This window comes from Trinickia sp. Y13, from assembly GCF_029522115.1.
In the GTDB taxonomy this organism is placed as follows: Bacteria; Pseudomonadota; Gammaproteobacteria; order Burkholderiales; family Burkholderiaceae; genus Trinickia.
This window is the reverse complement of sequence record NZ_JAKWFK010000002.1, coordinates 391,717-404,956: the sequence shown is the minus strand read 5'-3', so window position 1 is coordinate 404,956 and position 13,240 is coordinate 391,717. Positions and strand designations below refer to the sequence as shown.

Here is a 13,240-nt window from a genome sequence, read left to right as displayed (position 1 = left end):
CAACCGCTTACATCTTCTTCGCGCGAATCTGCGAGATGAGGTAATCGAGCACTTGGATGGTGCCCGGCAGACTGTCGGTGGCGGCGGGGCCTGTTTCGTACTTGCCTTGCACTGCAATCGTGGGCACGCCGTCGATCTTATAGTCCTGAATCAGTTGCTTATCGCGGTTCAACGACGATTGCGTCGAAAACGAGTTATAAGCGGCCAAGAATTTCTTCGAGTCGACGCCCTTCGTCGCCAGGAATTTGGCTTGATCGTCCGGCGTCAACAGGTAGTTCTTGTTGACATGGATTTCATGGAAGATATCGGGCGTCAACTGCTGCACGAGACCCATCGCATCGAGCGCGTGAAGGAGCTTCGAATGCGGAATGAAATCGTCGCGAAAGGCAACGGGCACCCGCTTGAAGACCACATCGGGCGGCAGCGCCTTGACCCACTTCTCCAAATACGGGTCGAACTCATTGCAGTGCGGGCAGCCGTACCACATGAATTCGATCACCTCTATCTTGCCGGCCGGGACATCGACGGGCTGCGGCGTCTTCAGAATCGTGTAGTCCTTGCCAGCGACGGGTGCCGCGGGCGACGCATGGGCAAAGCCCACGCCGAGGACACTCAGACTGACGGAAAACAACAGCGTGCGGATCAGTTTTTTCATGTTGGGTTCAGGTGGAAATGAAGCACCTACTCGACGCGCCGCGGCGCGTGTGCGCATCGACGCACTGCCGGTTCAGACCCACGCCGTGCGCGATTGGTTCAGTGGCGCACGGCGAGGACCGTCATTGGGGTTACTGCTTGGCGAAGCGAATCACAGCCGTGTCGATGCCTGCATCGGACAGACGCTGACGCGTCGAATTCATGTCCTCGAACTTCGAGAACGGCCCGATTCGGACGCGATAGTACGTCACGCCGCCCGCATCGCGCTGCGACACCTTCGATTCGAAGCCCTGGAAGGCCAGTCGGGCACGCTGTTGCTCCGCGTCGGCGGCGGTCTTATACGCGCCCACTTGCAGGAAATAGCCCGTGTTCGCATCGGCCGCAGCCGGCGCGCCATTGTTCGCATGCGGCGCGCTGCCCGTGGCCGCCGGCGGCACGTTGGCCACCTGAGGCGGCTTCTTCTGAGCGGCCGCGTTCGGCTGGTTCTGCGCCTGCTGTTGTTGCTGCTGTGCAGGAGCGTTGCCGTTGGCGCTCGACGCACCCGACGGCGGCACCTCGACGATTTGCGGCTCTTGCAGCAAGCCAGGCGCTTGCGGCTGCACCGACGATTGCCCCGGCGCGGTATTGGGCGGGGCGGGCGGTTGCTGAGCGGCCTGCGGCACCGGCTGGCCCGGCGTCTTGCCCTGCAGCGCCCGGTTCGGGTCGAACTGCTGCTCGACCGTTCCTGCCTCGGATGCCGCGTTCGGCGCGACCTTCGCCACGAACGGCGTGGGCGCGCGCGTGATGTACAGCGCGACGACGACAGCGATCGCGAGGCCGACGATCAAGCCCAGCACGACGCCGAGGAATGTTCCCCCGCTTTGCTTCGAGTGCTTGGATGGATTGCGTGGCGAAGTGCGGCTCGGTTTTGCCATTATCTGAATCACCTGCGAAAGAAACACGGGGGGCGGCACACGCCAAGCGAATGCCGCGCGGCGGCGGCATCGATTATAGCGACGGTGCGTTAAGCCGCGCGGCGAACGTGCGCAACGTTACATCTTGGCCGGCGCCGAAACGCCGATCATCGCGAGACCGTTGGCGAGCACTTGCCGTGTGGCCGCCAACAGCGCGATGCGCGCGTCGCGCTCGGCTTGCACATCGACGAGCACGCGCTCGGCATTGTAGAACGAGTGAAATTCGCCCGCGAGTTCGCGCAGGTAGAACGCGATCGCGTGCGGTGCGAGCTCGGAGGCCGCGTGCGTGAGCATGTCGGGGTACTCGGCGAGCTTATGCATGAGCGCCATGGCGCGCACGCTCGTGAGCGCCGACACGTCCATCTGCGGGAAGGCGGCTTCGTCGCCTCCGAAGCGCGTTTTCCATTCGGCGAGAATCGAGCAGATTCGCGCGTGCGCGTACTGCACGTAGTAGACGGGGTTCTCGTCGTTCTGCTTGAGCGCGAGATCGACGTCGAAGACGAACTCCGTGTCGGCCTTGCGCGAAATCAGGAAGAAGCGCACGGCGTCGCGACCGCGCTGGATCGTCGCTTCGTCGAGCAAATCCGGCGCGGCCTCTTGCCCCGGCTGCGCGCCGCCCGACCATTCGATCAAGTCGCGCACCGTCACATAGCTGCCGGCGCGCTTGGAGATCTTCACTTCCTGGCCGTCGCGCATGACGGTGACCATTTTGTGCAGCACGTAGTCGGGGTAGCCCGCGGGGATGCCCACGCCGAGCGCTTGCAGGCCCGCGCGCACGCGTGCAATGGTGCCGTGGTGATCGGAGCCCTGCACGTTGATGACCTTCGAGAAGCCGCGTTCCCACTTCGTGACGTGATAGGCGATATCGGGCACGAAATACGTGTAGGTGCCGTCGGACTTGCGCATCACGCGGTCTTTGTCGTCGCCGTATTCGGTCGTGCGCAGCCACAGCGCACCCTCTTGCTCGAAGGTCTTGCCCGTCGCGATCAGGGCGTCGACCGTCTTGGCGACGCGGCCTTCCGTATAGAGCGACGATTCGAGGTAATAGCGGTCGAACTTGACGCCGAACGCTTGCAAATCCATGTCCTGCTCGTGGCGCAAATAGGCGACGGCGAACTTGCGGATGGCGTCCAGATCGTCGATGTCGCCGGTGCCTTTGACGGGCTCGCCGTCTTTGGCCGCGACCGTCTCGCCGGCCAGGTAGTCGTGCGCGATGTCGGCGATGTATTCGCCGTTGTAAGCGGCCTCGGGCCAGCCGGCGTCGCCGGGCTTCAAACCCTTCGCGCGCGCTTGCGTCGAAATCGCCAAGTTCTGGATCTGCACGCCCGCGTCGTTGTAATAGAACTCGCGATGTACGTCGTAGCCTTGGCTCGCGAGCACGTTGGCGAGGGCGTCGCCGAGCGCGGCTTGCCGGCCGTGGCCCAAGTGCAGCGGGCCGGTGGGATTGGCGGACACGAACTCGACCAAGACGCGTTTGCCCGCGGCGTGCGCCGAGCGGCCGAATGCGGCGCCTTCGGCGATGACGGCGGCGACCACCGCCTGCTTCGCGTGCGGCGTCAGGCGCACGTTGATGAAGCCGGGACCGGCGATCTCGGCCGTCTCGATCAAGTCCTTCGCGCCCTCATGGGCGAGCAGGGCGTCGACGATGCGCTGAGCGAGCTCGCGCGGGTTCTTCTGCAGCGGTTTAGCCAACTGCATGGCGACGTTGCAGGCGACGTCGCCATGCGCAGCCGCCTTCGGGCGCTCCAGAGCGATGGCGGGCACCGCGGCGGCATCGCCGTTTGCTTCGGTGACAACTTGCTTGACGCTGGCGGCGAGCAAGGCTTCGAGACTTTGTTTGTGTGCAGGCAGCATGCTGTTTCGATCGGTTCGGCAGTGGCAGTCCGCCGGGCGGACGCGGAAGGTTGGCGCGAGGCGGGAAGGCAGCGCCCGCAGCGATGACGGGCGCGGGCCGCAAAGGTGCGCGTTTGAGTCTAGGCGGATTTTAGCAGGTGCTAATATGTCTCAATGAGGCGCCCGGCAAGGGTGGCTCGGTTCGCATGCTGCCTGGCGCGCCGAATGCGCGCGGTAAGCGATGCGGCGGGGCGCCGTCAGGCGAAAGTAAACAGAACGAAACGGGTCCATCATGTTGATTACATTCAAGTGTCGTGCGGCGCCGGAAGTGGTTATGCTCGAAAATCTGGCCCAGTACCTCGTCGGGATCATCGGAAAGCAGTTGGGCGCGCGTGGCGTCATCACCCACGACGAATTGCCCGCGGCCATCTCGAAGCTCGAGGCGGCGATCGTGACCGATAAGCAGGAAATCGCCGAGCACGAAGGACACTTCCACGAGGGCGAAGAGGGTCACGAGCACCACGAGCTACCGATTGGTCTCGCGCAGCGCGCTTTCCCGTTCCTCGACATGCTGCGGGCCGCGCACCGCGAAAACTCCGACGTCCTGTGGGGCGTGTGAAGCGCCCCCAAGAACGCCCCTAAACGTTCCAGGTCGCGCAAGCTGGCGCCGAGCCCGAACGGCGGCGCGGCAGACGAGCCGCTTTCATTGGCGCTTTTGTCGGATCAAAGGCAGTCGATCGCATTCCAAGCCCGGCATACGTGAGCGCGTGCGCCGGGCTTTCCTTTATGGGGCGCGGCCGCGTCCAGCTTCCGATGCCTGCCTATACGCCGCCTGCCGCCGACGCTCATAAGAGCGGCGCGAGCGCCCGCTCCGCTTCGGGCAGGCTGAGCGCATTGCGGCGTGCGAAATCTTCGACTTGATCGCGCCCGATCTTGCCCACCGAGAAATAGCGGCTCTCGGGATGGGCGATGTAGAAACCCGACACGCTCGCGGCAGGCAGCATGGCGAGCGATTCGGTGACGGTCATGCCGATTTCGTCGGCCCTGAGTGCGGCGAACAAGTCGCGCTTGACGAGGTGGTCGGGGCAAGCGGGATACCCCGGGGCGGGACGAATGCCGGCGTACTGCTCCGCGATCAGCGCTTCGTTATCGAGCGCCTCGCTTGCCGCATACCCCCAGATCTCGCGCCGCACGCGGGCGTGCAAGGCTTCGGCGAACGCTTCGGCCAGGCGATCGGCGAGGGCCTTGAGCATGATCGCGCTGTAGTCGTCGAGGTCGGCCAGGAACTGCTTTTCTTTGGCCTCGACGCCGATGCCGGCTGTAACGGCGAACATGCCGATGTAGTCGGCCACGCCAGAATCCTTCGGCGCGATGAAATCGGCGAGCGAGCGATTCGGCCGCATCACGCCGTCCACGACTGGCCGCACGCTTTGCTGACGCAAGTTGTGCCAGGTCAGCGCTACCTGCGTGCGCGATTCGTCGGTGTAGATCTCGATGTCGTCGTCGCCGACGGTATTGGCGGGAAGCAGTGCGATCACGCCGTTCGCCGTTAGCCAACGGCCCTGGATCAGCCGCGCGAGCATCGATTTCGCGTCGGAGAACACGCGCCGCGCCGATTCGCCGACGATCTCGTCGTTCAAAATGGCCGGGTAGGGGCCGGCCAAATCCCACGTTTGGAAGAACGGCCCCCAGTCGATGTATTGCGCCAACTCGTTCAGATCGTAGTTCTTGAACACGCGCCGGCCGACGAACGCGGGCTTGACCGGGTGGTATGCCGCCCAATCGATCTTGGTCTTGTTCTCGCGCGCGGCCGCGAGCGTCACCATCGGCTGCGCCTTCTTGTTGGCGTGCTGCTGCCTGATGCGATCGTAGTCGGCCTTCAACTCGTCGAGATACTTGGCTGCCCCTTCGTCCGACAGCAGGCTCGATGCGACCGAAACCGAGCGCGAGGCGTCGGGCACGTAGACGACCGGTCCTTCATAGTTGGGCGCGATTTTCACGGCCGTGTGCACGCGCGACGTGGTCGCGCCGCCGATCAGCAGCGGAATCTTCTTGATGCGGAAGTACTCGTCGCGTTGCATCTCCGATGCGACGTAGGCCATCTCTTCGAGGCTTGGCGTGATGAGGCCCGAGAGCCCCACGATGTCGGCGCCTTCCACCTTCGCTTTGGCGAGGATCTCGTTGCACGGGACCATCACGCCCATGTTGACGACTTCGAAGTTGTTGCACTGGAGCACGACCGACACGATGTTCTTGCCGATGTCGTGGACGTCGCCCTTGACGGTGGCGATCACGATCTTGCCTTTGGCGCGCACGTCGCCGCCCGCTTCGGCCAGCCGTTTCTTTTCTTCTTCGATGAACGGAATCAGATGCGCGACGGCCTGCTTCATCACGCGCGCCGATTTGACCACTTGCGGCAGGAACATCTTGCCCTGGCCGAACAAGTCGCCCACGATGTTCATGCCGTCCATGAGCGGCCCTTCGATCACGTTGATCGGCCGCCCGCCCGCTGCGGCGATCTTCGCGCGTGCCTCTTCCGTATCGTCGACGATGAAATTCGTGATGCCGTGCACGAGCGCATGGGCGAGCCGGGCCTCGACCGGCTGATTGCGCCACTCGAGGTTTTCCTCCTTCTTCGCGGCGCCAGTCTTGAACTTGTCGGCGATTTCGAGCAAACGATCGGTGGCGTCGTCGCGGCGGTTGAGGATGACGTCCTCCACGCGCTCGCGCAATTCGGGATCGAGATCGGCGTAGACGCCGAGTTGCCCCGCGTTGACGATGCCCATGTCCATGCCCGCTTGAATCGCGTGGTAGAGGAACACGGTGTGAATCGCTTCGCGCACGGGATCGTTGCCCCGGAACGAGAATGAGACGTTCGACACGCCGCCGCTCACCTTCGCATACGGCAGATTCTGTTTGATCCAGCGCGTGGCGTTGATGAAATCGACGGCGTAGTTGTTGTGTTCCTCGATGCCGGTGGCGACCGCGAAGATATTGGGATCGAAGATGATGTCTTCGGGCTCGAAGCCCACTTCGTCGACGAGGAAGCGGTACGAGCGCTGGCAGATCTGCGTTTTGCGCTCGAAGGTATCGGCTTGGCCCGTTTCGTCGAACGCCATGACGACGGCCGCCGCGCCGTAGCGACGAATGAGCCGCGCGTGATGGCGGAACGCCTCTTCGCCTTCCTTCAGCGAAATCGAATTGACGATGGCCTTGCCTTGCACGCATTTGAGGCCGGCCTCGATCACCTCCCACTTGGACGAGTCGATCATGATCGGCACGCGAGCGATGTCGGGCTCGGAGGCGATGAGATTGAGAAAGCGCACCATGGCCGCTTTCGAATCGAGCATCGCCTCGTCCATGTTGATGTCGATGACCTGGGCGCCGTTTTCGACCTGCTGGCGCGCGACGGCGAGCGCTTCGTCGAACTGGCCGTTCAGAATCATGCGTGCGAACGCCTTGGAGCCCGTGACGTTCGTGCGCTCGCCGACGTTGATGAAGAGCGCGCCCGCACCGACGTTAAACGGCTCGAGGCCCGCAAGGCGCAACATATGTTCGGTCATGGTGATCTTCGATGAAAGCAGGGTGTTGTGCGGCGAGAAGGCGTGCGATCGTCGGCCTCAAGCCGCGTCGCGATAGTGCGACCACGCGCGCGGCTTCACGCCGCTCAGCGCCTTGGCGATCGCCGCGATGTGCTCGGGCGTCGTGCCGCAGCAGCCGCCCGCCAGATTCACGAGCCCCGCTTGCGCGAACTCCTTGAGCTGACGCGACGTATCCTCCGGCGTTTCGTCGAAGCCCGTGTCGCTCATCGGATTGGGCAGCCCCGCGTTCGGATAGCACGACACGTAGGTATCGCACAGCTTCGCGAGTTCGGCGATATACGGGCGCATCAGCGCCGCGCCCAAGGCGCAGTTCAGCCCGAACGTCAGCGGTTTCGCGTGGCGCAGCGAATTCCAGAAGGCCTCGACCGTCTGTCCCGAAAGAATGCGGCCCGATGCGTCCGTCACCGTCCCGGAAATCATCACGGGCAACACTTCGCCGGTGTTCTCGAACAGTTCGTCGAGCGCGAACAGCGCGGCTTTGGCATTGAGCGTATCGAAGATCGTTTCGACGAGGAACACGTCCGCGCCGCCTTCGAGCAGCGCTTGCGCTTGTTCGTAGTAAGCCGCGCGCAGTTCATCGAACGTGACGTTGCGCGCGCCCGGATCGTTGACGTCGGGCGAGATGCTGGCCGTTTTCGGCGTCGGCCCGATTGCGCCCGCAACGAAGCGCGGCTTGTCGGGCGTCGAATACTTGTCGCAGGCCGCGCGTGCGAGCTTGGCCGATTCGAGGTTCATCTCGCGGGCGAGCGATTCCATGCCGTAATCGGCCTGCGCCACGGTGGTGGCGCCGAACGTGTTGGTCTCGATGATATCGGCGCCGGCCGCGAGATACTGCTCGTGGATCTCGCTGATGATTTGCGGTTGCGTGAGCGAGAGCAATTCGTTGTTGCCCTTCACGTCGCGCGTGAAGTCCTTGAACCGCTCGCCGCGATAGCGCGCTTCGTCGAGCTTGTAGCGTTGGATCATTGTACCCATCGCCCCGTCGAGGATCACGATGCGCGACGCGAGCAGCGCGGGCAAGCGAGCACCTCGCGTGTAATGGATGCCGGAAGGAAGCGATCCGGCGGCGGGCGAGCCCGCGGGAGCGGCAGCGGACGAATTCATAGCGAGCGAGCGCGATGCGCGATTCGGGAGGGAGGAAAACCGTCATTGTAGCGGCTGCCGGGGTAGGCCGCCGGAGGCCGACCGGGTCTGCTGGCCCCGGGGGGGCAAAACAAAAACCCCGTCCGGCGAGCCGAACGGGGTTCGATGGGGTGCCGCTGCGCCCGCCAGGCGGGCTATTGCGTCAGTGAAGCACGACGGGTTGCGTCATCAGGCTATCGAATTGACCCAGGAACTCGTCGACTTCATCGAGCGAGGGCTCTTCTTCGATGAGCTTGCGAACGTGTTCGCGAAACTGCGCCGCCAGTGCACCGTCGATGAAAATCTCGCGCTGCGTGTTCTTGTCTACGATTTCGTAGCCACCTGCGTTCATCGCGAGATGGCCGGCCTGCGGCGCGAATTCGACGACACAATAGTTGGGGCTGTTGTAGATCATTTGCATGGCGACACTCCTTTATTCCGATTGGCTCCTGGCCGTTTTCCGCCTAGTACGTGGAGCGCGTTGCATGGAATTTCAAGGGCTGGGTCTTAAACGGCGCTTAAAACGGGTTGGAACATTGCAACCAAACATTGCCGCCTGATACATCGCCGACCTTATCGTCCACATGAAAGTTAGACCTTACCCATGCAAAACGTTCGCGCGGGAGGGAAAACATCGAGGATCGTCCGTGTGCCTCGATACTCTTGGTTACGGCACGCGCGAGCTGCTGGTTTAGGGCTGTTCCCGCACGGGTTCCGGCGCGCTGCCTGCCGGTCCCGAGTCGGACGAATCATCCGGTGTCGTTCCGCTGGACGCATTTTCCGCGCCCGGCGGCGCGAGGCGGCCACGCCAGAGCAGCTCGAACTGCGACCCATTGGGCTCGGTTTGCATAATACGGACCGGCAGCCAGCCCAACGTTGGCGCAAGCCACACGTCGATGCGGCGTCGATCGCCCTCGCGCCGCGGCAGCCTCATGAAGTGGCGCGCTTGCACGAATCCCTCGGCGGTGCGTACCGGTTCGTCGCCGATGGTCTCGATCGGCCACAGCTCCCCGCTATCGTCGTCCGCCACGTAGAACGCACGTGTGACGCCGGGCTTGTAGGCATCGGGATCGCCGCGCACGAGGCTTGCAAGCTGCATCACCATGCTGAAGCGGTCTTGCGCGCCGTCGGGCAACGCCAGCGTCGCGCTCGTGCGGGTGAAGCCGATGCGCCCCGCCGTACGGTCGAACGTCGTCACCTCCTCGGGGCGGCGTCCGCGCTTTTCCGTGTAGCGCGCGGGGGCAAGCCCGAAGGCGTCGATGCGGCCCTGGCTGGCGTACGTGTACGTGCCGACGAACGGCAGCGGCACCGAGACGACCATCTCGTAGTCGTCGCCCTCGCTGGCCCAGTGGATCGTGCCCGGCGCATTTTCCACACCGTTGTAAAAGGTGTTGTAGTGGAGATCGCCCGACGGAGGTACCGAGAAACGTACGCCCGCGCTCGTTGCACTCGCCGCGATCGGGGCGGCTGCGTCCGTCGAGCTCGCTGCGTGCGGCCCGGCGGCGCGATCTGACGTCGTTGTGTCCGCATCCGTTGCGCGGGCCGCTTGGGTGGCGGGCGGCGCGCTCGGCTCGGGCGCGAGCGCGTGCAGCACCGGCGCTGGCCGCCCCGCGCTACGCTTGCCGCGCCCAAGCGCCATAGCGGAACTGCGTTCGGCGGGAGCGCGAGCGATCGGCCGCGCGGTTAACAACGCGATCTGCACCGGTGGTTTCACGACCTCGGGTGCGAACGTATCGCGATGCGCCTCGAACCAAAGCAGCGCTGCGCCGTGCAGTGCGATCGTCGCGCCCAGCACGAGGCCCCACCGCAAGGCGCGCCCCCGGGGCTCGCTGCGAGCACGATCGGCATGAACGGCGTCGGAGACCAAGATGTACGACATAGGGGCAAGCTCGATCATGGCCAAAACGGCCATGCGGCGAGCGGCGAAATTGCGTCAAGAAGGACAGACAACGACGATGATGCCTGCAAATGGCCAAGCTTGCCCGATGCGGATGCAGCGGCGGCTTCGACCGGCCCCTTACGCAGGGACCGCAGCCACGGCGTTAGCGCGCGGTTTCGCTGTAGCCGAGCTCGTACGACAGGCGCTGCGCGCATGCCTTGAGTTCGACCGCGATCTGGCCGTCCCACGACAGGTCGAACGCGCCTTCGTGTCCGAGCGCGATCAGTCCCAAGGCAAGGGCGCCCGAGGCGTCGAACACGGGCATGCAGAAAGCGTGAATCGTCGGCAGCAGCATGCCTGCCACGCGCGCTGCGCCGTTGACGCGCACTTCGTCGAGCGCGCGTTCCAATTCCGCCTCGCTGCGCGGCCCGCTCGCATGGGCCGAGCGGCGCGAGTCGGCCAGTTCGCGCTCGATCATCGGCTGGGTCTTGCCCCGAGGCAGATAGGCGGCAAACAGCAGGCCGGTGGCCGATCCGAGCAGGGGCATGACGTCGCCGAGCCTGAGCGACGCTTTTGCCGGGTGGCTCGACTCCATCCAATGGACGACGGTCGGCCCGAGATTGCCCCAGACGGCGATGCCCACCGTGATGTCGAGCCGGTCGCGCAATTGCGCGAGGGCGAGCCTCGCGAGCTTGACGCCATCCACGCGCGCAAGCCGCGCGAGCCCCATTTGCAGCGCGAAACCGCCGAGCTCGTAACGCCCCGAAACAGGATCTTGCGCGACCACGCCTAGGCGCGAGAAGCTCACGAGGTATCGGTGCGCCTTGGCGGGGCTCATTTGCGCCTGCTTCGCCAGATCGCGCAACATCATCGCGCGCGGTTCCCTCGTCAAGACCTCGAGCAAGCGAAACCCTACTTCGATCGATTGGATGCCGGAGCGGGCCTTCTCTTCGCCTTCGCCATCCGCCGCATCATCCAGCGCATCGAGCGAATCGCTTGGCGTGGAATCGGGTGTGTCGGGCGAGCGAGGAAAGGGCGCGGACATGGCAAGGCGATAGCGAAAAAAGGCCAAACGGCCGATAGTGGCGATAAACAACGGGGCCGACGAGAGTGGCGCACGACTGGCGCGTGACCGGGAGGCCCACGACGTTCACCATCGTAAAATACATTCCCTCTATCGTCATCTCACGGCTCCGATCTTCTCACATGAAACTCGCCACGCTCAAAGACGGCTCGCGCGACGGTCAACTGATCGTCGTCTCGCGCGACCTGCGCACTGCCGCGATCGCAGACGCGATCGCGCCGACCTTGCAGCGCGCGCTCGACGATTGGCCCTTCTATGCGCCGCAATTGGCCGAGCTCTACGATGCGCTCAATCAAGGCCGCGCGCGCAATGCCTTCGCGTTCGAGCCGAGAGACTGCATGGCCCCGCTGCCGCGCGCCTTCCAGTGGGCCGACGGCTCTGCCTACGTGAATCACGTCGAGCTCGTGCGCCGTGCGCGCGGCGCGCAGATGCCGCCCGAGTTCTGGACCGATCCGCTGATGTACCAAGGCGGCAGCGACGACTTCCTCGGCCCGCGCGAGGACATCGTCTGCGCATCGGAAGCCTTCGGCATCGACTTCGAAGCCGAAGTGGCGGTCGTCACTGCCGACGTGCCGATGGGCGCGACGCCCGAGGCCGCGCTCAAGGCCGTGCGCCTGCTCATGCTCGTGAACGACGTATCGCTGCGCAATTTGATTCCGGCCGAACTCGCCAAGGGCTTCGGCTTCTTTCAAAGCAAGCCGGCCACGGCGTTTTCGCCCGTGGCGGTGACGCCCGACGAATTGGGCGGTCATTGGCGCGGGGGCCGCGTGGAGCGCCCGATGATCGTGCATTGGAACGGCAAGAAGGTGGGGCAGCCCGATGCCGGCGTCGATATGGTGTTCCATTTCGGGCAGCTGATCGCGCACGCCGCGAAGACGCGCAACCTGCGTGCGGGTACGATCGTCGGCTCGGGCACCGTATCGAACAAGGACGAGAAGCGCGGCTACTGCTGCATCGCCGAGAAACGCTGCCTGGAAACGATCGCGAACGGCGAGGCGCAGACCGAGTTCATGAAGTACGGCGACACGGTCAAGATCGAGATGTTCGATGAGGCGGGCAAATCGATCTTCGGCGCGATCGAGCAATCGGTCGCGCCGCTCGAGGCCGCGTAAGCGCTCGGCTGGGCGCGCCGGGTTTGGCCCGATGCGCGCTCGTGCGCACGGGCCTACACTGGCATCGATCGTGCGCCGGGGCGCGTATCAGCATCCCCGATTTTCGAAGTTTCTTTTCCGAACGAACACGAGCCGATCCGGATGACCGACACCACGAATCTCGGCGATCTATCGCCCTACGCCCACTATCGATCGCTGCGTTTGCGGCGCCATCCCCACGGCGTGCTGGAAGTCGTCATGAGCGGGGAGGGCATGAACAAGAGCGGCCTTGCCGCCGCCGACGAGCACATGCATCGCGAACTCGCCGACATCTGGCGCGACATCGACCGCGATCCGGATACGCGCGTGGCCGTGATTCGAGGGGAGGGCAAAGGCTTCTCGGCCGGTGGCGATCTCGGGCTCGTCGAACAGATGGCCGATCGCTTCGACGTGCGCTCGCGCGTTTGGCGCGAGGCGCGCGATCTCGTCTACAACGTCATCAATTGCAGCAAGCCGATCGTCTCGGCGATGCACGGCCCGGCCGTCGGCGCGGGACTCGTCGCCGGGTTGCTGGCTGACATCTCGATCGCAACCCACGATGCGCGCATCATCGACGGGCACACGCGGCTGGGCGTGGCGGCCGGCGACCATGCCGCCATCGTCTGGCCGCTCTTGTGCGGGATGGCCAAAGCGAAGTATTACTTGTTGCTGTGCGAGGCCGTGAGCGGCGCCGAGGCCGAGCGCATCGGCCTCGTTTCGCTGGCGGTCGACCAAGATCAGTTGCTGCCGAAGGCGTTCGAGGTCGCGTCGCGGCTCGCGCTCGGTTCGCAAAGCGCCATCCGCTGGACCAAATACGCGCTCAACAATTGGCTGCGCATGGCGGGGCCCACCTTCGATACGTCGCTGGCGCTCGAATTCATGGGGTTTTCCGGCCCGGACGTGCGCGAGGGGATTCGTTCGTTGCGCGAGCGGCGCGCGCCCGACTTCCCGGGCGAAGATTTTTCCTGACGCCTCGCGCCGGC

General features: G+C 64.5%; 11 protein-coding genes. 3 read left to right on the top strand and 8 right to left on the bottom strand.

The genetic code is table 11. The annotated features are described in order from the left end of the window. Positions 1-7 precede the first annotated feature (7 nt). The 3 genes from MMB74_RS04950 to argS form a co-directional block, all read right to left on the bottom strand. Positions 8-655: a thiol:disulfide interchange protein DsbA/DsbL gene (locus MMB74_RS04950; RefSeq protein WP_277427478.1), complete on the bottom strand. Its 648-nt coding sequence runs from the start codon at positions 653-655 to the stop codon at positions 8-10. 130 nt (positions 656-785) lie between these two features. Then, positions 786-1,568: an SPOR domain-containing protein gene (locus tag MMB74_RS04945; RefSeq protein WP_277427477.1), complete on the bottom strand. Its 783-nt coding sequence runs from the start codon at positions 1,566-1,568 to the stop codon at positions 786-788. 117 nt (positions 1,569-1,685) lie between these two features. Then, on the bottom strand, positions 1,686-3,461 hold the full coding sequence (argS, locus tag MMB74_RS04940) for an arginine--tRNA ligase (protein WP_277427476.1): 1,776 nt from the start codon (positions 3,459-3,461) through the stop codon (positions 1,686-1,688). 271 nt (positions 3,462-3,732) lie between these two features. Between argS and MMB74_RS04935 the strand changes: the two genes are divergently transcribed. Continuing rightward, positions 3,733-4,059 (top strand): DUF1840 domain-containing protein, encoded by a 327-nt coding sequence (locus MMB74_RS04935; RefSeq protein ID WP_277427475.1) that lies wholly within the window; start codon positions 3,733-3,735, stop codon positions 4,057-4,059. 226 nt (positions 4,060-4,285) lie between these two features. On the opposite strand, the gene metH is transcribed toward MMB74_RS04935, so the two are convergent. The 5 genes from metH to MMB74_RS04910 form a co-directional block, all read right to left on the bottom strand. Continuing rightward, positions 4,286-7,003 carry a methionine synthase gene (metH, locus tag MMB74_RS04930; RefSeq protein WP_277427474.1) on the bottom strand — a complete coding sequence of 906 codons (2,718 nt, stop codon included), beginning with the start codon at positions 7,001-7,003 and terminating at the stop codon, positions 4,286-4,288. A gap of 57 nt (positions 7,004-7,060) precedes the next feature. Beyond that, entirely contained in the window at positions 7,061-8,146 is a 1,086-nt protein-coding gene (locus MMB74_RS04925; protein ID WP_277427473.1) for a homocysteine S-methyltransferase family protein, read from the bottom strand. A gap of 181 nt (positions 8,147-8,327) precedes the next feature. Further along, positions 8,328-8,585, bottom strand: a complete 258-nt coding sequence (locus MMB74_RS04920; protein WP_277427472.1) for a DUF3567 domain-containing protein — start codon at positions 8,583-8,585, stop codon at positions 8,328-8,330. 270 nt (positions 8,586-8,855) lie between these two features. Then, complete coding sequence (locus MMB74_RS04915) at positions 8,856-10,043, bottom strand: DUF3108 domain-containing protein (RefSeq protein WP_277427471.1); 1,188 nt, start codon at positions 10,041-10,043, stop codon at positions 8,856-8,858. Positions 10,044-10,206: 163 nt separating this feature from the next. After that, a complete protein-coding gene (locus MMB74_RS04910; protein WP_277427470.1) occupies positions 10,207-11,088 on the bottom strand; it encodes an IclR family transcriptional regulator in 882 nt (293 codons plus the stop codon). A 161-nt stretch (positions 11,089-11,249) separates the two neighbouring features. Here MMB74_RS04910 and MMB74_RS04905 point away from each other — a divergent pair, with 161 nt between their 5' ends. Continuing rightward, on the top strand, positions 11,250-12,239 hold the full coding sequence (locus tag MMB74_RS04905) for a fumarylacetoacetate hydrolase family protein (protein ID WP_277427469.1): 990 nt from the start codon (positions 11,250-11,252) through the stop codon (positions 12,237-12,239). Between the two features lie 141 nt (positions 12,240-12,380). Then, positions 12,381-13,226: an enoyl-CoA hydratase/isomerase family protein gene (locus MMB74_RS04900; protein ID WP_277427468.1), complete on the top strand. Its 846-nt coding sequence runs from the start codon at positions 12,381-12,383 to the stop codon at positions 13,224-13,226. Positions 13,227-13,240: the final 14 nt, after the last annotated feature.